This is a genomic window from Streptomyces sp. NPDC096132, assembly GCF_044763345.1.
In the GTDB taxonomy this organism is placed as follows: Bacteria; Actinomycetota; Actinomycetes; order Streptomycetales; family Streptomycetaceae; genus Streptomyces.
In genome coordinates this window covers 101,495-121,029 of record NZ_JBIWGA010000012.1, presented here as the reverse complement: position 1 = coordinate 121,029, position 19,535 = coordinate 101,495, and the positions used below count along the sequence as shown (strand labels likewise).

Genomic DNA, 19,535 nt, shown 5'->3' with positions numbered 1-19,535 from the left:
AGGGCCCGTCAGCAGGCTGACGGGCCCTCGCTCGTTCATTCGTTCACCGTCAGCCCAGCTTCTTCAGCAGTTCCGCCGCGAGCGGGGCGGACGAGGCCGGGTTCTGGCCGGTGACCAGGTTGCGGTCGACGACCACGTGGGGCGCCCACGGCTCGCCCACCCGTACGTCCACGCCCGCCTCGGTCAGCCGGTCCTGCAGCAGCCACTTCGCCTTCTCGCCGAGGCCGGCCAGCAGTTCCTCCGCGTTGGTGAAGGCGGCCACCCGGTAGCCGGCGAAGGCGTTGGAGCCGTCCGGCGTCACGGCGGCCAGGAGCGCGGCCGGCCCGTGGCAGACGACACCGAGCGGCTTGCCCGAGCCCAGCGTCTCGACCAGCACCCGGCCGGAGACGGGGTCGACGGCCAGGTCCTCCATCGGGCCGTGCCCGCCGGGGTAGAAGACGGCCGCGTAGTCGGCGAGATCCACGTCCTCCAGCCGCACCGGCCGCTGCAGTTCCGTCATCCCCGCGAGCGCCCCGGCGATCCGGTCGGCCGCCTCCTGGCCGCCGTTGGCCTCGGCGGCCAGGCTGCCCTTGTCCACCGGCGGCACCACACCGCCGGGCGTGGCGACGACCACCTCGTGGCCCGCCGCGCGGAAGGCCTCGTAGGGCGTGACGGCCTCCTCCGCCCAGAAACCGGTGGGGTGCTGGGTGCCGTCGGCGAGCGTCCAGCGGTCGCTGCCGGTCATCACGAAGAGGATCTTGGCCATGGGGGTCTCCGGAAGGGTTCGGCCGGCGCTCCGGCTGTGGAGCGTCGGTGTGTGCGTACCTCGAACCTAGATCGGCGACGCATAGGAATCCAATGAGGATTTCAATGCCGGACATAGGCCAAGCTATGGCAGGAGCAGGAATAATCGGGGCCGTGGAGCACACCGACCACCTGGACCTCAATCTCCTGCGCACCTTCCTCGCCGTGTACCGCTCGGGCTCGTTCACCGGAGCGGCGCAGCTGCTCGGGCTGTCCCAGCCGACGGTGACCACCCAGATGCGCACCCTGGAACGCCAGGCCGGACGGGAGCTGTTCGAACGGCTCCCGCGCGGTGTCGCCCCGACGGCCGTCGCCGACGAGCTCGCCGCCCGGGTCGCCGCGCCCCTCGACGAACTCGCCGCCGTCACCGGCCCGGACCCGGCGCGGGCGGGCCGGGCCGACCCCGTGCATCTGGCGGGGCCGGCCGAACTGCTGTGCACCCGCGTGCTGCCCGCCCTCGCCCCGCTCGTGGCCGAGGGCGTCCGGCTGCGGGTCGCGACCGGGCTGACCGACCACCTGCTGGAGGAGCTCCGCGCGGGACGGCACGACCTGGTCGTCGCCACCCTCCGTCCCCGTGGCCGCGCCCTCACCGCCGTCCCGCTGACCGACGAGGAGTTCGTCCTGGTCGCCGCCCCGTCCTGGGCCGAACGGCTGCGCGGACGGCTCGCCGCCGAGGGACCCTCCGCACTGCACTCCGTGCCCCTGGTGACGTACGCCGAGGACCTGCCCATCGCCCGCCGCTACTGGCGGCACGTCTTCGGCCGGCGTCTGTCCTGCCCCGCCGCGCTCACCGTGCCCGATCTGCGCGGGGTACTGGCCGCGGTCGTCGCCGGCGCCGGTTTCACCGTGCTGCCCCGCTACCTCTGCCTCGACGAGCTGGCCTCCGGCGCCCTCGTCCCCCTGCACACCCCGGACGACCCGCCGATCAACACCGGCTACCTCGTCCAGCGCCCCGGCGCCGTGGAGAACCCCGACGTACGCCGGGTCCGCGAACTGCTGCTGAGCGCCGGACCCGGCTGGTGAGGGCGTACGCCCGGCGCCGGGCTCCTCAGTCGCGTCCGCGCGCCCGCTTGAAGCGGGCCAGCCCGTCGGCGAGGTCGATCACCGGGTCCGGGTAGTCGAAGGCCGCCCGCTCCAGCCCCGGCAGCTTCCACGGCTCGTGCACCGCCGGACCCTCCAGCTCCGCCAGTTCGGGGACCCAGCGCCGTACGTACGCCCCGTCGGGGTCGTAGCGCTTCGCCTGGGTGACGGGGTTGAGGACCCGGTTGGGCCGGGAGTCGGTGCCGGTGCCGGCCATCCACTGCCAGTTGAGCTGGTTGCTGGCCACGTCCCCGTCGACCAGCAGTTCCAGGAAGTGCCGGGCTCCGACGCGCCAGTCGACGTACAGCGTCTTGGTGAGGAAACTCGCCGTCAGCAGCCGTCCCCGGTTGTGCATCCAGCCCTCGTGGCGCAGCTGCCGCATCGCCGCGTCCACCACCGGGTAGCCGGTACGGCCCTCCCGCCAGGCCGCGACGTCCTCGCCGGCCGTGCGCTCGGAACGCCAGCGGTCGTGCTTGGTGCGGTAGTCCGCGGTCGCCGCGTCCGGCCGGGCCGCCAGCACCTGGCGGTGGAAGTCGCGCCAGGCCACCTGCCGTACGAACGCCTCGGCGCCCGGCCCGCCGGCCGACCGCGCCCGGTGCACGAGCTCGACGGGGGAGAGGGTGCCGAAGTGCAGATGCGGTGAGAGCCGGGACGTCGCGTCGCCGGCCAGGTCGTCGTGCCGGTCCTCGTACGCGGCGACGCCCGAACGCAGCCAGGCGGCCAGGCGCGTACGGCCCCCCGTCTCGCCGCCCGGCGCCAACGCCGACGACACGCCGGACAGGGCCTTGCGGTCGGGCAGCTCCTCCGTGCCGACGCCCTCCGGTACCCGTACGACCCTGGGCGCACCGAACGCCTCCCGCAGCCGGTGCCGCGACCAGTGCCGGAAGTAGGGCGTGAAGACCGCGAAGTGGTCGGAGGAGCCCGGGGCCAGCACACCGGGGTCCACCGCGGTCGTCACCGTGCCGTGAACGTGCAGACGCACGCCTTCCGCCTCCAGCGCGCGGCGCAGCCGCTCCTCACGGCGCTGGGCGTGCGCGCTCACGTCCGCCGCCAGGTGGACCTCGTCGGCGTCCGCCTCGCCGGCCACCCGGCACACCTCCTCCACCAGGTTCCCGGACCGCACCACCAGCCGGCCGCCCCGCTGCCGCAGACCCGCGTCGAGATCGCGCAGACAGTCGGCGAGGAAGGCGAGCCGGTTCGGAGCGGTGAATCCCGCGCGGTCCACCGCCCGGTCGCGCACGAACAGCGGCACCACCTCACGCGACCCGTCGAGGGCCGCCCGCAGCGGAGGGTGGTCGTGCAGCCGCAGGTCGGAGGTGAACAGGACGACCGAGACGTTCATGGGCGGCGCTCCGGGAGAGGGGATTTCGGACTACCTCCCGCTTCCGCCCAACGGGGTCCGGCGGATGCGCCTGCGGGCGCACGGCGTGGGTTTTCGGGCGGGCGGGTGGTGCGGGCGGGTGGCGAGGCGTGCCGCGGGGCGTCGGGCTGAGGCGGGGCGGTGAGCTGTCCGGCGAGGTGAGGTATGGGGCGGGGCCGGGCGGGAGGCTGTGGCGTATGCGGGCCTGCGGGGCGGGTGCCGGGCTGTGGCGGGGCGGGGTGTTCGCCTGTGGCGGGGGTGGTTCTCGGGCGGGGTGTTCGCCTGTGGCGGGGGTGGTTCTCGGGCGGGGTGTCCGCCTGTGGCGGGGGTGGTTCTCGGGCGGGGTGTCCGCCTGTGGCGGGGGCGGGCTCTCGGGGCGGGCGTCAGTCGGCCGGTACGCGCTGCGGTGTCGGGGGTGTCGTGTCCGCCAGGGCCGCACGGGCGATGTTGCGGGCCATGCCGCCGAACACCAGCGCGTGGAACGGCGACACGCTCCACCAGTACGCGTGGCCGAGGAGTCCGTGCGGATGGAACAGGGCGCGCTGGCGGAACCGGGTGCGGCCGGAACCGTCCGTCTCCGCGTACAGCTCCAGCCAGGCCAGTCCGGGCAGCCGCATCTCCGCCCGCAGCCGCAGCAGGCGCCCCGGTTCGATCTCCTCGACCCGCCAGAAGTCCAGCGAGTCGCCCACCCGCAGGCGCGAGGCGTCACGGCGCCCCCGGCGCAGGCCCACCCCTCCCGACAGCCTGTCCAGCCACCCCCGTACGGCCCAGGCGAGGGGGAAGGAGTACCAGCCGTTGTCGCCGCCGATGCCCTCGATCACCCGCCACAGCGAGGCCCGCGGCGCGTCCACGCACAGCTCGCGGTGGTCGGCGTAGAGGCTGCCGCCGGCCCAGTCGGGGTCGGTGGGCAGCGGGTCGCTGGGCGCCCCGGGCAGGGAGGCGGACGACCAGCGGGTGCTGACCCGCGCCTCGCGCACCCGCCGCAGGGCGAGCCGGACCGCCTCGTCGAAGCCGACCGGATGACCGGGCGGATCCGGCACGTACCGGGCGATGTCGTGCTCACGGCAGACCACCTCGTGGCGCAGCGACTCGGTGAGCGGCCGGGCGATCGAGGCAGGCACGGGCGTCACCAGCCCGACCCACTGGCTGGACAGGCCGGGGGAGAGCATCGGCACCGGCAGGATGAGCCGCCGCGGCAGGTTCGCCCCAGCGGCGTAACGGACCATCATCTCGCGGTACGTCAGGACGTCGGGGCCGCCGATGTCGAAGGCGCGGCTGACGTCGTCGGGCATCCGTACGGCGCCGACCAGCGCGCGCAGCACGTCCCGGACGGCGACCGGCTGGATCCGGGTGTGCACCCAGCTGGGGGTGACCATCACGGGCAGCCGTTCGGTGAGGTAGCGCAGCATCTCGAAGGACGCCGAACCCGAGCCGATGACGACCGCCGCCCGCAGCACGGACGTGGGCACGCCCGAGGCGAGCAGGATGCGGCCGACCTCGGCGCGCGAGCGCAGATGCGGCGACAGCTCACGTTCCGGAACGCCGTACGGGGTGAGGCCGCCCAGGTAGACGAGGCGGCGTACGTCCGCGGTGCGCGCCGCCTCCCCGAAGATCCGCGCGGCCCGCCGGTCGGTCTCCTCGAAGTCCTTTCCGGTGCCCAGGGCGTGCACCAGGTAGTACGCGACGTCGACACCCCGCATCGCCGCCGCGACGGAGCCCGGGTCGGTGACGTCCCCGCGGACCACCTCCACCCGGCCGGCCCACGGATGGTCGCGCAGCCGGTCCGGGGAGCGGGCCAGACAGCGCACCCTCAGGCCCGCCGCCAGCAGCTCCGGGACGAGCCGGCCGCCGATGTACCCCGTGGCGCCGGTCACCAGACACAGGGGCCCGGTGCCGTGGTCGTCTGCCGTCATGACTGCTCGGTCCTCAGCGTCGGTGTCCCCCCGTGTCGCTGTCCCCTGGTCATCGCTTCCCTCCGGAACACGGTCACGGATGCGCCGGCCCGGGAGGGCGCGGTCATCACCTCCGCCGGATGGCGTCCCGTCCGCATGAACATGCTCCCGCCGATCCGGGGCAGACGCACCGCAAGGGAGTCGTCCGGTACGCACACGAAGGTGGAGGTGTCTACCGCTATGCGCGCGAAGGTGTTGGAACGCTTCCCGGCGGGAGCCCCGCGCGGATCGTGGCCGGCGGAGGAGTACGCGGCGCGGCTACGGGCCGAGGGCCGACCCGCGACGGTCGTCATGGACCTGAAGTCCGACGCCTTCCTCGTCGTGGTCCCGGCGCACGACGAGGAGTGAGGCCCGGGCCCGGGCCTGGCACCGACTCCGCCGCGCTGCAGCATCAGCAGCACCCCGGTCGTGTCCCCGGCGATCGGCCGGTACGTGAGCGCGCCGCGCCGTGAGCGCGGCGAAAGGGGGTCCGCCCGGCCGAAGGCTGGGGGAGGATCACCGGCCACGCTGAAGTCCGGCAGAACCGTCGCCCCCAGCCTTTCGGCGACCGTCAGCTTGCCCATCTCCGAGCCGTCCGTGGAGTACGCAGAATGCGGGCCCATTCCACGGCTGTTCAAGGGTTTCCCCGTCGCATCTGCGTGAAATTCAATGGTCCGCGATTCGAGACCGGTCGGGTTTTCCTTGACTGCCGTCACCGGCGGCTGTCACGATCGACCGCATGAAGATGCGACTGGACCTCACGCGGCGACGCCATGTCGACCTCGCACGCGTCTCCAGCGCCTCCTGTCGCGCCGCGGCCTGATACTCCCTTCTCCGAGATCCGCCGCGCTTTTCCTTTTCCCGCTGAATTCATGACGCCCACGCACTCGAACAGCGTACGCATTCCTTGAATTCGGCGTGCCCGAAAACATTTCGCAACAGGAGTTCCGCAGGCCCGCCACGTCCGGGCGTCCCGGGCTCCTTCGAAAGAGGACCCATGGCCACCGTCCTGTCCGTCTCCGGCAGCCCCTCCGCCTCCTCCCGCACCGGCCTCCTGCTGCGCCATCTCGACCAGCGGCTGACCGCCCAGGGCCACCAGGTGATCCCGCTCGACGTCCGTACCATCCCGGCCGAGGCCCTGCTCGGCGCGGACTTCCGCCACCCGGCGATCGTCGAGGCCACCGAGCTGTTCGCGCAGGCGGACGGCGTCGTCGTGGGCACCCCCGTCTACAAGGCGTCGTACTCCGGTGTCCTCAAGGCGCTCCTCGACCTGCTCCCGCAGTACGCGCTCACCGGCAAGACCGTCCTGCCGCTGGCCACCGGCGGCTCCACCGCCCATGTCCTGGCCATCGACTACGCCCTGCGGCCCGTCCTGAACTCCATGGGCGCCGCCCACATCGTGCAGGGCTGGTTCACCCTCGACAAGGACATCGCCGCCCACGACGACGGCACGGTCACCGTCGCCCCGGCCACCGCCGAGGCGCTCACCCAGGTCGTCGACCAGTTCTCCGCCGCCCTCGGCCGCACCCCGTACCTGGCCGCGGCGAGCTGAGCGCACGATGTCCGCCCATGTCATCGCCGACGACGCCGAGGCCCTCGCCGTCGCCGCCGCCCTGGCCGGCGACCACGGCGGCGCGGACATGAGCGCCCAGACCCTCGCGGAGATCGTCCGACTCCTCGGCACCGCCGACGCCGGCCTCGCCCGGATCCCGCAGGGCCACTTCGCCCACGTCAAGGTGATCCGCTGTCAGGGCACCGAGGAACAAGGGAAGTTCTTCTTCGCCGAGCTCCTCGCGGGCCGCCGCTTCGGCAACGCCCAGTCCGAGGCGGGCAGCACGGCGCCGTGGCCCAGTTGCTGCTGAACGGCACCCGGCCGCCCCGCCACGGCCTTCTCCAGCACCCCGTCGACCCGCCGGGCCTCCTCGGCGACACTCTCGATCGGAGCCCCCACGTGTCCCTCACCTTCCACTGGTTCCTCCCCACCAACGGCGACAGTCGCCACGTCGTCGGCGGTGGCCATGGAACCCCGGCCACCGCCTCCGGACGGGACCGGCCGCCGACGGTCGCCTATCTGAGCCAGATCGCCCGCGCCGCCGAGGACCTGGGCTTCGTGGGCGCCCTCACCCCGACCGGGGCCTGGTGCGAGGACGCGTGGCTGACCACCGCCATGGTCAGCCAGAACACCGAGCGCCTGAAGTTCCTGGTCGCCTTCCGGCCCGGGTTCGTCTCGCCGACGCTCGCCGCGCAGATGGCGTCCACGTTCCAGCGCCAGACCGGCGGACGGCTGCTGCTGAACGTCGTCACCGGCGGCGAGAGCCACGAGCAACGGGCCTACGGCGACTTCCTCGACAAGGACGACCGGTATCGCCGTACGGGTGAGTTCCTGGAGATCGTCCGGGGCCTGTGGGAGGGCAAGACCGTCGATCTCGCGGGCGAGCACCTTCAGATCGAGGACGCGAAACTGGCCCGGGTGCCGGACCCGGTTCCCGAGGTGTACTTCGGGGGGTCCTCGCCGATCGCCGGCGAGGTCGCCGCCCGGTACGTCGACGTCTATCTGACCTGGGGCGAGCCGCCCGCCCAGGTCGCGGAGAAGATCGCCTGGATCAAGGGGCTCGCGGCGCGGCACGGGCGCACTCCGCGGTTCGGCATCCGGCTGCACGTCATCACCCGCGACACCTCGGCGCAGGCGTGGGCCGAGGCGGACCGGCTGCTCGCCGGGTTCGACCCGGAGACCGTGAGGTCCGTCCAGGCCGGGCTGGCACGCAGCGAGTCCGAGGGACAGCAGCGGATGCTCGCGCTGCACGGCGGCAGCCGGGACGGGCTGGAGATCCATCCCCACCTGTGGGCCGGGATCGGGCTGGTGCGGGGTGGTGCGGGGACCGCGCTGGTGGGGAGCCACGAGGAGGTCGCCGAGCTGATCAAGGAGTATGCGGCGCTGGGGATCTCGGAGTTCGTGTTGTCCGGGTATCCGCATCTGGAGGAGGCGTACTGGTTCGGGGAGGGGGTGCTGCCGCGGCTGGCCGATGAGGGGTTGTGGCAGCACCCGGCGGGGAAGCGGGTTTCGTCGGTGCAGGTGCCGTTCGCCGGCTGACAGGGGTGTTCGAGTGCGTTCGCGGGTGCGGGTGACTGGTGGCTGGTCGCGCAGTTCCCCGCGCCCCTAAAAAGCCAGGGAGTTCAGAAGCGCCCTTCGCGACTCCGCCGTCTGGCCCTGGACCAGGAGGAACAGGGCCTCCCTCGCCAGGCGTTGGGCCCTGTTCGTCAGGAGCATCGAGCGGCCGCCGCCCGACACCACGGCCGCGGTGGTCGCCGCCTGCATCACCTCGTGGGCCCGGGTCCTGAGGGCCAGGCGTTCCTCCAGGTGATCGTGGGGCTTCGCGGTGTCGACGAGGGTGTACGCCCGGTCGCGGACCTCCGTCAGACGGGCGCGCAGGTGTGGTGCCGCGTCCTCGTCGACCAGTGCCAGGGCCGCCTCCGCGATGCCGAAGACCGCGGGGTTGGCGTTCACCGTCCTGAGGCGGTCCGTCGCCGTCCAGCGGTCGTGCGGGGTGCGCAGGGCCACCGCGTCCTCCGGGAGCCAGAGGCCGTCCAGCTCCAGGGACACCGTGCGGGCGGCCGTGAGGGCGGCCAGGCGCAGCGGGGGCGAGGCCCGCAGGCCCGGCTGCTCCCGGGCCTCCGCGAAGGCGAACAGCGCCTCGTCCGCGTCCGTGACGCCGGCGAGCAGCATCACGTCGTTCAGGCCCCACCCCGTGTACCAGGGCACCGTGCCGTCGAAGCGCCGGCCGCCCCGCTCCCGGCGGACCCGGACGGGCGTGTGGGGGAAGGCCCGCAGATGCGCGTACGCCACCCCGGACAGCAGTTCACCGCTGGCCAGCCTGCCCAGCAGGCGCTCGCGCACCGGGCCCTCGCTCTTCGCCAGGGTCAGCACGGGCGTGTGGTGCTGGGTCTGTACGAACCAGGTGGAGCAGCACGCCCCGGCGAGGATCTCCGCCGTCTCGCGCACCACCGCGCCGGAGGCCGCGGCCCCGCCGTACTCCTGCGGGGCGTTGAGGCCGAGCAGGCCGGAGCGCCGGATCTCCGCGAGGTGGCTGACCGGCACCTCTCCCTGGTCGACCTGTTCGGCGTGCGGGGCGAGGAGGTCGTCGGCGAGGCGGCGGGCCCGGGCGACGAGGGGATGCGGTGCGGTCATGGACAAGATTCTTTCCCGTTTCGCGGTGCGGGGTGTCGATCCGGGGGACCGCTGTTCGTGTAGGAGGTGAGAGAAACCGACGATGTCGAGGAGGACGTCATGACGTACTACCTGCTCAGCGTGGTCCAGCCGACCGGCGGAGAGCCTCCGCCGCCCGACGAGCTGGACGAGATCATGCGCAGTGTCGCCGCCTTCAACGACGAGCTGCGCGAGGCCGGGGTCTGGGTGTTCTCCGGTGGGCTCCATGCTCCGGAGACGGCCACCGTGCTGCGGCCCGAGGACGGTGAGGTGCTCATCACCGACGGGCCGTACGCCGAGGGCAAGGAGTATCTCGGAGGCCTGTGCCTGATCAGGGCCGGCGACCTCGACGAGGCCCTGGACTGGGGCCGCAAGGCCGCTCTGGCGACCACCCTGCCCATCGAGGTGCGCCCCTTCGCGGACGCGCACTGAGCCCGGAGCAGGCCGATGCGGGCCGCAGCCGGGAGGCCGCGCGATGAGTGACGCCGTCGACGTCGAGGCCGTCTTCCGCGCGGAGTACGGCCGGGCCGTCGCCGTCCTGGTCCGCCACCTCGGTGACATCGACCTCGCCGAGGAAGCGGTCCAGGACGCCTTCACCACGGCCGTACGGCGCTGGCCGGAGACCGGGATGCCGCCGAGCCCGGCCGGGTGGATCATCACCACCGCCCGCAACCGGGCCGTCGACCGGCTGCGCCGCGAGGCCGGCCGGGACGCCCGGCACGCCGAGGCCGCCAAGCTGTACGCCCCCGACCCCCCGGTGGAGGAGGGCCCCGTGCGGGACGACCGGCTCCGTCTGATCTTCACCTGCTGCCACCCCGCCCTCGCGCCCCGGGCGCAGGTCGCCCTCACCCTGCGGCTCCTCGGCGGCCTCACCACCGCCCAGATCGCCCGCGCCTTCCTCGTCCCCGAACCGACCATGGCCCAGCGCCTGGTCCGCGCCAAGGCGAAGATCCGTGACGCCCGCATCCCGTACCGCGTACCGCGCGACGCCGACCTGCCCGACCGTCTCCAGGGCGTGCTCACCGTCGTCTACCTGATCTTCAACCAGGGGTACGAGGGTGATCCCGGCCTGTGCGCGGAGGCTGTACGCCTCGGCCGGCTGCTCACCGAGCTGATGCCGGACGAGCCCGAGGCCACCGGCCTGCTCGCGCTGATGCTGCTCGTCGAGTCGCGCCGGGCCGCGCGGGAGGACGCCGACGGCACGCTCGTACCGCTGCCCGCACAGGACCGCGGCCGCTGGGACCGGGCCCTGATCGCCGAGGGGCAGGACCTCGTCCGCCGCTGTCTGCGCCGCGACCGGCCGGGGCCGTACCAGATCCAGGCCGCCATCCAGGCCGTCCACAGCGACGCGCCCACCGCGGAGGCCACCGACTGGGGGCAGATCCTGCGGCTCTACGACCAGCTGACGGCTGTGGCCCCGAGCCCGGTGGTGGCCCTGAACCGGGCCGTCGCGGTCGCCGAGGCCGAAGGCCCGCAGCCGGCCCTCGACCTCCTGGACACGCTCGACCTCGACGGCTACCACGTCTTCCACGCGGTCCGCGCCGACCTGCTGCGCCGTCTGGACCGCCCCGCCGAGGCCGCGCAGGCCTACGAAGCCGCCCTCGCCCTGGCCGAGAACCCGGCCGAGCGCGCCTACCTCGAAACGCGTCTGCGCGGTCTCCGGGCCTCGGGAATGTATTTTGGTCCATGAAAGGTTGGCGTATACACCGAGCTTGCCGCTCGCCCCCGAACCAAGGGCCGCAGGGCCCGTGCACCCCAGCGAGGCATCGTGACCACCGCCCCCACCCCCGAGCAGCCCGCCGGCCCCCTCGTCGCCCCCGAGCGGCCCGCCGACGTCGTGGCCCGCCTGCGCGCCACCTTCCGCACCGGCCGCACCCAGCCCGTCGCCTGGCGCACGGACCAGCTGCGCCGCCTGCGCGCGCTGCTCACCGAGCAGGGCGCCGACCTGGCCGCCGCCCTCCACGCGGACCTGGGCAAGAGCGCCACGGAGGCCTACCGCACCGAGATCGACTTCACGATCCGCGAGATCGACCACACCCTCGACCATCTCGACGCATGGCTGCGCCCCGAGTCCGCCCCGGTCCCGGCCCACCTGGGCGCGGACGCGCGCGCGTGGACGCAGTACGACCCCCTCGGCGTCGTCCTCGTCATAGCGCCCTGGAACTACCCCGCCCAGCTCCTGCTCGCCCCGCTGGTCGGCGCCCTCGCCGCCGGTAACGCGGTCGTGGTCAAGCCCAGCGAACTCGCCCCCGCCACCTCCGCCGCCCTGGCCCGGCTGCTGCCCGCCCACCTCGACACCGAGGCGGTCGCCGTCGTGGAGGGCGGCGTCCCGGAGACCACGGAGCTGCTCGCCGAGCGCTTCGACCACATCTTCTACACCGGCAACGGCACCGTCGGCCGGATCGTCCTGCGCGCCGCCGCCGAGCACCTCACCCCCGTCACCCTCGAACTCGGCGGCAAGTCCCCGGCGTTCGTGGACCGCGACGCCGATCTCGCCGTCGTCGCCGACCGGCTGGCCCGCGGCAAGTTCCTCAACGCGGGCCAGACCTGTGTCGCCCCCGACTACGTCCTCACCGACCCGGAGACGGCCGCCGCCCTCGAACCCCTCCTGACAAACGCCGTCGAGACGCTCTACGGCACCGACCCGCAGACCTCCGCCGAGTACGGCCGCATCGTCAACGAACGCCACTTCGACCGGCTCGCCGGCCTCCTCGACTCCGGCCGGACCGTGGTCGGCGGCCGCCACGACCGTACGGACCGGTACATCGCGCCGACCGTCCTCGCCGACGTCGACCCCGCCTCGCCCGTCATGCGGGAGGAGATCTTCGGCCCGATCCTGCCGATCGTGACCGTCGACGGCCTCGACGAGGCGATCGCCTTCATCACCGACCGGGACAAGCCGCTCGCCCTGTACGTCTTCTCCGGCTCCGACGCCACCCGGGCCCGCATCGCCGCCGAAACCTCCTCCGGCGGCCTCGGGTTCGGTCTCCCGCTCGCCCATCTCACCGTCTCCGACCTGCCGTTCGGCGGCGTGGGGGAGAGCGGCACGGGCAGCTACCACGGCCGGTACTCCATCGAGACCTTCAGCCACCGCAAGGCGGTGCTGGAGAAGCCGCTCGGCTGACCCGTACGGGCGGAAGCGGACACGAGCGGGACGAAGTAGTCCACGAAGCGGCAACAACGGCACCGGACTTGGCCCGGAACGGCACGGTCCGTAGTCCGAAGCGGCCAATTCCACCGGACTTTCGAATCCGGCATGCACGAAACGCCCGCGCCGGACGCCGTGGGGGCAGAAGGTGAAACCGTCGCCTTCCGGGGCTCATGGGCCCCGAACCCCCAGCGGAAGGACCGAAGGGTCCGTGAACGACCAGTTCGAACAGCTCGCCCGGGACCTGGCGCTGTCCCTGCTCGCCCTCCGGGTCTTCGGGCCCGGAGTCGTCACGCTCGCGCGCCGGGTCGTCGCCGCACTCGTGCGGGTGGGCGTCCGGGAGATGGACCACCGGCTCCCGGGAGGCGACCGGTGACCCAGGAGGAGCTGCGCCCCACCGGAAACCCACGGGCGCCGGAGAAACTGCCGCTGGACTTCAGCGCCTTCCACCAGATGCACCGGCCGCGCTACGTCCGCGAGGCCGAGCGCTGTCTGCGCTGCCGCGCGGACGCCGAGGAGGCCGTGGACGAGGCGTTCGTCCAGCTCGCCCGGGAGTGGCCGCAGATACTGCGCGCCGAGAACCCCGCCGCCTACGCGTGGCGGGTGATGAAGAACCGCGTCATCGACCACGCCCGGGCCCGGGGCCGGCGCGCCACCCTCATGGACACCGCCGTCTTCGAGACGGTGACCCTGCAGGTCGCCGAGGACGCCTTCGAGGTGATCGAGCAGAACCTGCGGCTGTTCCACGCGATCTCCGCCCTGCCCGAACGCCAGCGGGACGTCATCCGGCTGCGCTACTGCGAGGGCTACAGCACCGCCGACGTGGCGTTCCACCTGGGCATCACCGAGGCCGGGGTGCGCTCCACCGAGCGCTACGCCAAGCGCCGTCTGCGGGAGATCTACACATCGTGCGCCGAGGAGGAGGCGGAGCGTTCATGACCTTCGACACCGTGAGCGACATCGACGGCCTGCTGGCCGGGGCACGCCTCGTGCCCACGGCCCCCTACCGCCGCTCGGACATCGAGGCCGCCGAGGCCCGGATCGCCGCCCGGATCGCGGCCCGGGGCACGGAGGAGCCCGGGGCCCGGACCTGCCCCGGGCAGACCGCCGCCCGCCGCCCGCCGAGGCTCCACCCCTCGGCCCGGGACCTGCGCGCCCTGTGCGAGGCGCTGCTGACCCGCGCCGACGCCCTGCGGGGCCTCGGCAACTTCCTCGGCAGCGCGCTGCCCGAGCCCCCCGGCGCCCGGATCCTCGGCGGCATCCTCTACCTGGCCGGCTGCGAGGACAGTGCCCGCTTCTGGTGGCAGTACGGCGCCGGCGCCTCCGACACCGTCTCCTCGTACTGCCTCTACCTCCACCACCGGTCACTGGGGGAGGACGAGGAGGCGGACTGGTGGCTGCGCCACACCGAGATCACCCCCGCCACGCTGAGCCGGGAGGCCACCGAGGTGGAGCTCGCCACCGCGCTGCACGTGCTCAGGGGCCTGCGGCGCGGCCGCCGGGTGCTGCCCAAGGCCCTGCGCGCCCTGGTGGAGTACGTTCCGGCCGTGGTGGGCTTCGTCGACGACGACCTGGACCTCCCGCTCCCGGAGGGCGATCTCGCCGACCTCGTGGAGGAGGTCGTCGTCTCCGGCGCGCCGCCCGCCGGGGAACGCCGCCGGACCCGGCCCCGCCCTCGGCTCGAACGCCGGGAGTCGGCCGTGCACACCGTGTCCTCGGCCACCCCCCGCACGGCCCGGCGCTGGAGCCAGGACGTCCAGGAGGCGCTGCGCAAGTGCGAGGAGACCGTGGCCTGCTGACCGCCCGCAGGCGGCGGCCGCTCCCGGTCACGACGGCGCCCACCCCCACCGCGTCCCGCGTCACCCGCCGCGGCGGCGGCCCGCGCGCCTCGCATCACGTGCGGACCGCCGTCGGCCGCACCCCGAACCAGGCGCAGGGCACGCGGTTCCGGCGGGGACCCGGTCTTCGCCGCGAACGCCTCCGCAGCCGCTTCGGGCACGTCCCCGCAGCCGTACGCCGTCACCACGTCCTCGACGATCACCACGTCCCGCGTGTCGCCGAACGCCGGGGGCCCGGCCGCCCCGGGCCCGGGTCCCGTCCGCCCCCTGAGCCCCGGTTCCCAAGCCGACGGAAGCGACTGGCGTCCGTTACGTTTTACGTATAACCTCTCCCGTCAATCACCTCCGCCGCACGCCTCCCGAAAGGCCCCGATGCCACACATCGCCCTGGTCACCCTCGTCGTCGACGACTACGACGAGGCGATCCGCTTCTACACCGACGCGCTCGGCTTCCGGCTCGTCGAGGACGAACCCCGGCCCGACGGTTCCCGCTGGGTCGTCGTACGGCCGGGCGAGGGCCAGGAGGGCACCGGGCTGCTGCTCGCCCGTGCCAAGGACGACGCCCAGCGGGAGCGGATCGGCGACCAGACCGGCGGCCGCGTCGGCTTCTTCCTGCACACCGACGACTTCGCCCGCGACCACGCCCGGATGCTCGCCGCCGGCGTGACCTTCCTGGAGGCGCCCCGCCACGAGCCGTACGGCTCCGTCGCCGTCCTCCAGGACCTGTACGGAAACCGCTGGGACCTGCTCCAGCCCGCCACCACCGCCTGAGAACCACCTGCCGAGGAACACGCACATGACCGCGCCCCGCATCGACACCGACACCCTCCGCCGGCTCCCCAAGGCCGTCCTGCACGACCACCTCGACGGCGGCCTGCGCCCCGCCACCGTCGTCGAGCTCGCGGAGGCGATCGGCCACACCCTGCCCACCACCGATCCCGACGAGCTGGCCGCCTGGTACTTCGAGGCCGCCAACTCGGGCGACCTGGTGCGTTACATAGCCACCTTCGAGCACACCCTCGCCGTGATGCAGACCCGCGAGGGCCTGCTGCGCGTCGCCGAGGAGTACGTCCTCGACCTCGCCGCCGACGGCGTCGTCTACGCCGAGGTGCGCTACGCGCCCGAACTGAACGTCAAGGGCGGGCTGACGCTCGACGAGGTCGTGGAGACCGTGCAGGAGGGGCTCGCGGCCGGTATGGCGAAGGCCGCCGCGGCCGGCACCCCTGTCCGGGTCGGCACCCTGCTCTGCGGCATGCGGATGTTCGACCGGGTTCGTGAGGCCGCCGACCTGGCCGTCGCCCACCGCGACTCCGGTGTCGTCGGCTTCGACATCGCCGGCGCCGAGGACGGCTTCCCGCCCGCCGACCACCTCGACGCCTTCGAGCACCTGCGCCGGGAGAGCGTCCCCTTCACCATCCACGCCGGCGAGGCGCACGGCCTGCCCAGCATCCACCAGGCCCTCCAGGTCTGCGGCGCCCAGCGCATCGGCCACGGCGTGCGGATCACCGACGACATCGTGGACGGCAAGCTCGGCCGCCTCGCCGGATGGGTGCGCGACCGCCGGATCGCCCTGGAGATGTGCCCCACCTCCAACCTCCAGACCGGTGCCGCGGGCTCCATCGCCGAGCACCCGATCACCGCGCTGAAGGACCTCGGCTTCCGCGTCACCCTCAACACCGACAACCGTCTGGTGTCCGGCACCACGATGACCCGCGAGATGGCGCTGCTCGTCGAGGAGGCGGGCTGGGGCGTCGAGGACCTGCGCACGGTCACGGTGAACGCCCTGAAGAGCGCGTTCATCCCGTTCGACGAGCGCAGGGCCCTCATCGAGGACGTCGTCCTGCCGGGTTACGCGGCCGCGCTCTGAAGCAGCCCGCGGACATAGGCGGCCTGTCCGACGTGCTGCAGATCGTCGGACAGGACGCTGACCAGCCGTACGCCCAGGGTCACCGGCGGGTCCCAGCGCACGTCCACGACGCGCTCGAGATCCGCCGCCGTCAGCGTCCGCAGCGCCTTGTGGCTCCGCTCGTGCACGGCGTCGTAGTACCCGGTGAGCAGGTCGGGATCGTCGACCCGCACCTTCGCGACCTTCGCCGGGGTGTGCCCGTACCCGGTGTCGTGGCGCGGCAGGTCCAGTCCGAACCGTTTCTCCCAGTTGTCGGCCCGGCCCAGCCACACCTGGTCGAGGTCGAAGGCGTCGGAGACGTGGTCGTCCTGGACCCGGGTGAGATGCCAGACGAGCCAGGCGATGGAGTTGGTCTCGGAGGTGGGCCGGGCGTTGAGGTCGTCGGGGTCCAGGCCCTCGACGGCGGCGTGGACCTCTTCCCGGATGCGGTTGAAGCCGTCGATGAGGATGTCCTTCGCATGCATACGTCCACCATCGCGCAGGCGCCGCCCGCCCGCCGCTTCTTCGACCGCCCTCGGAGGGTCGTCCCTCAGGGGGGCGGTCCCGGAGCCGGCGACCGCCGTTCGGACCACTCCGGGCGGCCCTTGAGGTGATTGCCGTGCGCCCCATGACCCGGGCGGCCGCCGCAGGGGTACGACGTCCACGACGTTCACGACGTCCGGCAGAGGACGGACGCAGACCCCCGTGAGGAGTTCGGCGATGTACGCAGCGGTTCGGCGGTACGAAGGGGTGACCGATCCGGTGGAGGCGGGACGCCTCGTGGCCGAGGGGTTCGTGCCGCTCATGCGCGAGGTCTCCGGCTTCGTGGCCTACTACTGGATCGACGCCGGGGACGGAGTGATGGTGTCGACCAGCGTCTTCCAGGACGAGGCCGGTGCCGAGGAGTCGATCACGAGGGCGGCGGACTTCGTGCGCGAGAACCTCGCGGCACTTCTTCCCAACCCTCCCCAGATCATGGCCGGCGAGGTGGTGGCCTCCGCCTGACGGGCGCCGGCCCGGCCGCTCAGGCCTCCCCGGCCTCCAGCAGCCCCATCAGCGCCCGCGCCGCGGGGCTCATGGCCGCGGCGGGCGGCAGCAGGGCGACCGTCTCGTAGACCGCCTCGCCGGTGCCCTTCAGGGGCAGCGCGGTCAGCGCCTCGCGCTTGTGCCGGAAGTGGCGCGGTACGACGGCGACGCCGAGGTTCTCGTCCACCAGGTCCAGCAGACTGTGCACGTCGTTGACCTCCAGCGCGACCGTGCGCCGCACGTCCGCCGCCGCGAACGCGGCGTCGGTGGCCCGCCGTGGCCCCCAGTCCGGGTGGAAGTCGACGAAGACCTCGCCCGCGATGTCCCGAGGGGCCGGCCCGGCGGCCGCCCGGGCGAGACGGTGGTCGGGATGGCACAGCACGTACATCGGTTCGCCGGCCAGCGGTACGCAGCGCAGCTGGTCGGTGTCCGCCTGGGTGCGGTAGGCGAAGGCGAGGTCGAGCCGGCCGGCCGCCACCTCCTCGCCGAGCGCGCCCGAGCCGGTCTGCCGCAGCCGGATCTCCACGTCCGGGTGCCGCCGCCGGAACGCGGCGAGCAGCCCCGCCACGTTCACCCCCGCGATGCACTGCTCGGTGCCCACGGAGAGCGTGCCGCGCACCACGCCCTGCACGGCGGCCACCGCCTCGTGAGCCGCCCGCACCTGCGCCAGGATCCGCTCCGCCTCCGCCAGCAGCGCTCGCCCCGCCTCGGTCAGCGTCACCCGCCGGGTGGTCCGTACGAACAGCGGTGCCCGCAGCTCCCGCTCCAGCGCCCGGATCGACGCCGACAGACCCGACTGGGACACCATCAGGCGTTCGGCCGCCCGGGTGAAGTGCTGGTCCTCGGCGACCGCGACGAAGTGCTGGAGATGACGCAGTTCCATGATTGAGAACCCTAGTCGCACAATTCCATCGGATTCTTCTGTTGGACCGCTGTACGGCGGTCAGGGAACAGTGGACCCGGAAGATCGTGTGCCAACCCAGATGGAGTCGCGTTGTACACCGCACACCCCGACCGCTACGCCGACATGCCCTACCGGCGCACCGGACGCAGCGGCCTGAAGCTCCCCGCGCTGTCGCTCGGACTGTGGCACAACTTCGGCCCGGACCGCCCGGCCGAGACCCAGCGGGCCATCCTGCGCCGCGCCTTCGACCTCGGCGTCAACCACTTCGACCTGGCCAACAACTACGGCCCGCCGCCCGGCGCCGCGGAGTCCGCGCTCGGTCACTTCCTGAAGACGGACTTCGCGTCCTACCGGGACGAGCTGGTCATCTCCACCAAGGCCGGCTACCTGATGTGGCCCGGCCCGTACGGCGAGTGGGGCTCCCGCAAGTACCTGCTGTCCTCGCTCGACCAGAGCCTCACGCGGATGGGCCTGGACTACGTCGACATCTTCTACTCGCACCGCCCCGACCCGGAGACTCCCCTGGAGGAGACGATGGGCGCCCTGCACTCCGCGGTCCAGCAGGGCAAGGCGCTGTACGTCGGCGTCTCCAACTACTCCGCGGAGCAGACCCGCGAGGCCGCCCGCATCCTCGGCGAGCTGGGCACCCCCCTCCTCATCCACCAGCCCCGCTACTCGATGCTCGACCGCCGCCCGGAGAGCGAGGGCCTGCTGGACGCCCTGGACGAGCTCCAGGTCGGCTCGATCGTCTTCTCCCCGCTGGAGCAGGGCCTGCTGACCTCCCGCTACCTCGACGGCATCCCGGAGGACTCGCGCGCCGCGAGCGACAGCCCCTTCCTGAACTCGGACGCGCTGACCGAGGACCTGGTGGGCAGGCTGCGCGCCCTGGACGACATGGCCAAGTCCCGCGGCCAGTCCCTGGCCCAGCTCGCCCTGGCCTGGGTGCTGCGCGGCGGGCGGGTCACCTCGGCGCTCGTCGGCGCGAGCAGCGCACGGCAGATCGAGGACAGCGTCGGCGCCCTGGCCAACCTGGACTTCGACGCCGAGGAACTCGCCCGCATCGACGCGGTGATCAACGGCTGAGTCACTCGGTCAGCCGAGGGGAGGAGCGCATCGTCGGCCAGGGCGCGATCCGGCCATGGCCGACGAATCCACGGTGTCACCGGCCGGTTACCAGGAGAAACGCCTCGCAGGTGAGCGGAGGGACCGCATCCGGAGCCGGATTTCGGCCAGGAACGGCGGTGAATATGCCAAGAGACTGGCCGGAAAGTCATGGTGACAGTGTTTTAGAAGTGAACATACTCGAACGTCAGGGGCACTCCGCCCCACAGGAGCCGCACGGAAAGCGAGGCAGGGCCGGCACACGAGCACTCGGG

General features: G+C 73.1%; 21 protein-coding genes and 2 pseudogenes. 16 read left to right on the top strand and 7 right to left on the bottom strand.

Features of this window, described 5'->3' with window-relative positions:
* Nucleotides 1-49: 49 nt before the first annotated feature.
* Entirely contained in the window at nt 50-745 is a 696-nt protein-coding gene (locus tag ACIRF9_RS27370) for a type 1 glutamine amidotransferase domain-containing protein (protein WP_403827364.1), read from the bottom strand.
* 125 nt (nt 746-870) lie between these two features.
* Here ACIRF9_RS27370 and ACIRF9_RS27365 point away from each other — a divergent pair, with 125 nt between their 5' ends.
* Nucleotides 871-1,806, top strand: a complete 936-nt coding sequence (locus tag ACIRF9_RS27365) for a LysR family transcriptional regulator (protein WP_403827362.1) — start codon at nt 871-873, stop codon at nt 1,804-1,806.
* A gap of 25 nt (nt 1,807-1,831) precedes the next feature.
* On the opposite strand, the gene ACIRF9_RS27360 is transcribed toward ACIRF9_RS27365, so the two are convergent.
* Nucleotides 1,832-3,205, bottom strand: a complete 1,374-nt coding sequence (locus ACIRF9_RS27360) for a cryptochrome/photolyase family protein (RefSeq protein WP_403827360.1) — start codon at nt 3,203-3,205, stop codon at nt 1,832-1,834.
* Between the two features lie 401 nt (nt 3,206-3,606).
* Nucleotides 3,607-5,136 carry an SDR family oxidoreductase gene (locus tag ACIRF9_RS27355; protein ID WP_403827358.1) on the bottom strand — a complete coding sequence of 510 codons (1,530 nt, stop codon included), beginning with the start codon at nt 5,134-5,136 and terminating at the stop codon, nt 3,607-3,609.
* A 219-nt stretch (nt 5,137-5,355) separates the two neighbouring features.
* On the opposite strand from ACIRF9_RS27355, the gene ACIRF9_RS27350 reads away from it, so the two are divergent.
* Nucleotides 5,356-5,523: a hypothetical protein gene (locus tag ACIRF9_RS27350; RefSeq protein ID WP_403827356.1), complete on the top strand. Its 168-nt coding sequence runs from the start codon at nt 5,356-5,358 to the stop codon at nt 5,521-5,523.
* 32 nt (nt 5,524-5,555) lie between these two features.
* Here the strand turns inward: ACIRF9_RS27350 and ACIRF9_RS27345 are convergent.
* Nucleotides 5,556-5,780: pseudogene (locus tag ACIRF9_RS27345) on the bottom strand (LysR family transcriptional regulator); the annotation flags it as partial.
* 113 nt (nt 5,781-5,893) lie between these two features.
* On the opposite strand from ACIRF9_RS27345, the gene ACIRF9_RS27340 reads away from it, so the two are divergent.
* The 4 genes and pseudogenes from ACIRF9_RS27340 to ACIRF9_RS27325 all read left to right on the top strand — a co-directional run bounded on the left by ACIRF9_RS27340 (nt 5,894) and on the right by ACIRF9_RS27325 (nt 8,245).
* A complete protein-coding gene (locus ACIRF9_RS27340; protein ID WP_350284076.1) occupies nt 5,894-5,977 on the top strand; it encodes a putative leader peptide in 84 nt (27 codons plus the stop codon).
* A gap of 174 nt (nt 5,978-6,151) precedes the next feature.
* Complete coding sequence (ssuE, locus tag ACIRF9_RS27335) at nt 6,152-6,706, top strand: NADPH-dependent FMN reductase (RefSeq protein WP_403827354.1); 555 nt, start codon at nt 6,152-6,154, stop codon at nt 6,704-6,706.
* A 7-nt stretch (nt 6,707-6,713) separates the two neighbouring features.
* Nucleotides 6,714-6,989, top strand: a pseudogene (locus ACIRF9_RS27330) (SfnB family sulfur acquisition oxidoreductase); the annotation flags it as partial.
* Between the two features lie 116 nt (nt 6,990-7,105).
* Entirely contained in the window at nt 7,106-8,245 is a 1,140-nt protein-coding gene (locus ACIRF9_RS27325) for an LLM class flavin-dependent oxidoreductase (protein WP_403827751.1), read from the top strand.
* A 66-nt stretch (nt 8,246-8,311) separates the two neighbouring features.
* On the opposite strand, the gene ACIRF9_RS27320 is transcribed toward ACIRF9_RS27325, so the two are convergent.
* Nucleotides 8,312-9,340 (bottom strand): acyl-CoA dehydrogenase family protein, encoded by a 1,029-nt coding sequence (locus ACIRF9_RS27320; protein ID WP_403827352.1) that lies wholly within the window; start codon nt 9,338-9,340, stop codon nt 8,312-8,314.
* A gap of 99 nt (nt 9,341-9,439) precedes the next feature.
* On the opposite strand from ACIRF9_RS27320, the gene ACIRF9_RS27315 reads away from it, so the two are divergent.
* The 8 genes from ACIRF9_RS27315 to ACIRF9_RS27280 all read left to right on the top strand — a co-directional run bounded on the left by ACIRF9_RS27315 (nt 9,440) and on the right by ACIRF9_RS27280 (nt 16,211).
* Nucleotides 9,440-9,790, top strand: coding sequence for a YciI family protein (locus ACIRF9_RS27315; RefSeq protein WP_403827749.1), 351 nt, complete (start codon nt 9,440-9,442; stop codon nt 9,788-9,790).
* Between the two features lie 43 nt (nt 9,791-9,833).
* A complete protein-coding gene (locus ACIRF9_RS27310) occupies nt 9,834-11,048 on the top strand; it encodes an RNA polymerase sigma factor (RefSeq protein WP_403827350.1) in 1,215 nt (404 codons plus the stop codon).
* 78 nt (nt 11,049-11,126) lie between these two features.
* A complete protein-coding gene (locus ACIRF9_RS27305; RefSeq protein WP_403827349.1) occupies nt 11,127-12,482 on the top strand; it encodes an aldehyde dehydrogenase family protein in 1,356 nt (451 codons plus the stop codon).
* Between the two features lie 235 nt (nt 12,483-12,717).
* On the top strand, nt 12,718-12,882 hold the full coding sequence (locus tag ACIRF9_RS27300; protein WP_403827347.1) for a hypothetical protein: 165 nt from the start codon (nt 12,718-12,720) through the stop codon (nt 12,880-12,882).
* Nucleotides 12,879-13,445, top strand: coding sequence for an RNA polymerase sigma factor (locus ACIRF9_RS27295; RefSeq protein WP_403827345.1), 567 nt, complete (start codon nt 12,879-12,881; stop codon nt 13,443-13,445). The genes ACIRF9_RS27300 and ACIRF9_RS27295 overlap by 4 nt, the downstream gene beginning before the upstream one ends.
* Entirely contained in the window at nt 13,442-14,305 is an 864-nt protein-coding gene (locus tag ACIRF9_RS27290; protein ID WP_403827344.1) for a hypothetical protein, read from the top strand. Before ACIRF9_RS27295 ends, ACIRF9_RS27290 begins: the two co-directional genes overlap by 4 nt.
* Nucleotides 14,306-14,716: 411 nt before the next feature.
* Entirely contained in the window at nt 14,717-15,115 is a 399-nt protein-coding gene (locus ACIRF9_RS27285) for a VOC family protein (RefSeq protein WP_403827342.1), read from the top strand.
* Nucleotides 15,116-15,140: 25 nt separating this feature from the next.
* Nucleotides 15,141-16,211, top strand: a complete 1,071-nt coding sequence (locus ACIRF9_RS27280) for an adenosine deaminase (RefSeq protein WP_403827340.1) — start codon at nt 15,141-15,143, stop codon at nt 16,209-16,211.
* Here ACIRF9_RS27280 and ACIRF9_RS27275 read toward each other — a convergent pair.
* Nucleotides 16,193-16,714 (bottom strand): DUF664 domain-containing protein, encoded by a 522-nt coding sequence (locus tag ACIRF9_RS27275; RefSeq protein ID WP_403827338.1) that lies wholly within the window; start codon nt 16,712-16,714, stop codon nt 16,193-16,195. The two genes, ACIRF9_RS27280 and ACIRF9_RS27275, sit on opposite strands and share 19 nt — an antisense overlap.
* A gap of 235 nt (nt 16,715-16,949) precedes the next feature.
* On the opposite strand from ACIRF9_RS27275, the gene ACIRF9_RS27270 reads away from it, so the two are divergent.
* Nucleotides 16,950-17,234 carry a hypothetical protein gene (locus ACIRF9_RS27270; RefSeq protein ID WP_403827336.1) on the top strand — a complete coding sequence of 95 codons (285 nt, stop codon included), beginning with the start codon at nt 16,950-16,952 and terminating at the stop codon, nt 17,232-17,234.
* A gap of 19 nt (nt 17,235-17,253) precedes the next feature.
* On the opposite strand, the gene ACIRF9_RS27265 is transcribed toward ACIRF9_RS27270, so the two are convergent.
* Nucleotides 17,254-18,138 (bottom strand): LysR family transcriptional regulator, encoded by an 885-nt coding sequence (locus tag ACIRF9_RS27265; RefSeq protein WP_403827334.1) that lies wholly within the window; start codon nt 18,136-18,138, stop codon nt 17,254-17,256.
* Between the two features lie 111 nt (nt 18,139-18,249).
* On the opposite strand from ACIRF9_RS27265, the gene mgrA reads away from it, so the two are divergent.
* Complete coding sequence (mgrA, locus tag ACIRF9_RS27260) at nt 18,250-19,242, top strand: L-glyceraldehyde 3-phosphate reductase (protein ID WP_403827332.1); 993 nt, start codon at nt 18,250-18,252, stop codon at nt 19,240-19,242.
* Nucleotides 19,243-19,535: the final 293 nt, after the last annotated feature.

Excerpts from the sequence above, each read along its gene's own strand:
- ACIRF9_RS27370 (WP_403827364.1), bottom strand. The coding sequence starts at position 745 with ATGGCCAAGATCCTCTTCGTGATGACCGGCAGCGACCGCTGGACGCTC.
- ACIRF9_RS27365 (WP_403827362.1), top strand. The coding sequence starts at position 871 with ATGGCAGGAGCAGGAATAATCGGGGCCGTGGAGCACACCGACCACCTG.
- ACIRF9_RS27360 (WP_403827360.1), bottom strand. The coding sequence starts at position 3,205 with ATGAACGTCTCGGTCGTCCTGTTCACCTCCGACCTGCGGCTGCACGAC.
- ACIRF9_RS27355 (WP_403827358.1), bottom strand. The coding sequence starts at position 5,136 with ATGACGGCAGACGACCACGGCACCGGGCCCCTGTGTCTGGTGACCGGC.
- ACIRF9_RS27350 (WP_403827356.1), top strand. The coding sequence starts at position 5,356 with ATGCGCGCGAAGGTGTTGGAACGCTTCCCGGCGGGAGCCCCGCGCGGA.
- ACIRF9_RS27340 (WP_350284076.1), top strand. The coding sequence starts at position 5,894 with ATGAAGATGCGACTGGACCTCACGCGGCGACGCCATGTCGACCTCGCA.
- ssuE (WP_403827354.1), top strand. The coding sequence starts at position 6,152 with ATGGCCACCGTCCTGTCCGTCTCCGGCAGCCCCTCCGCCTCCTCCCGC.
- ACIRF9_RS27320 (WP_403827352.1), bottom strand. The coding sequence starts at position 9,340 with ATGACCGCACCGCATCCCCTCGTCGCCCGGGCCCGCCGCCTCGCCGAC.
- ACIRF9_RS27315 (WP_403827749.1), top strand. The coding sequence starts at position 9,440 with ATGACGTACTACCTGCTCAGCGTGGTCCAGCCGACCGGCGGAGAGCCT.
- ACIRF9_RS27310 (WP_403827350.1), top strand. The coding sequence starts at position 9,834 with ATGAGTGACGCCGTCGACGTCGAGGCCGTCTTCCGCGCGGAGTACGGC.
- ACIRF9_RS27290 (WP_403827344.1), top strand. The coding sequence starts at position 13,442 with ATGACCTTCGACACCGTGAGCGACATCGACGGCCTGCTGGCCGGGGCA.
- ACIRF9_RS27285 (WP_403827342.1), top strand. The coding sequence starts at position 14,717 with ATGCCACACATCGCCCTGGTCACCCTCGTCGTCGACGACTACGACGAG.
- ACIRF9_RS27280 (WP_403827340.1), top strand. The coding sequence starts at position 15,141 with ATGACCGCGCCCCGCATCGACACCGACACCCTCCGCCGGCTCCCCAAG.
- ACIRF9_RS27275 (WP_403827338.1), bottom strand. The coding sequence starts at position 16,714 with ATGCATGCGAAGGACATCCTCATCGACGGCTTCAACCGCATCCGGGAA.
- ACIRF9_RS27270 (WP_403827336.1), top strand. The coding sequence starts at position 16,950 with ATGTACGCAGCGGTTCGGCGGTACGAAGGGGTGACCGATCCGGTGGAG.
- ACIRF9_RS27265 (WP_403827334.1), bottom strand. The coding sequence starts at position 18,138 with ATGGAACTGCGTCATCTCCAGCACTTCGTCGCGGTCGCCGAGGACCAG.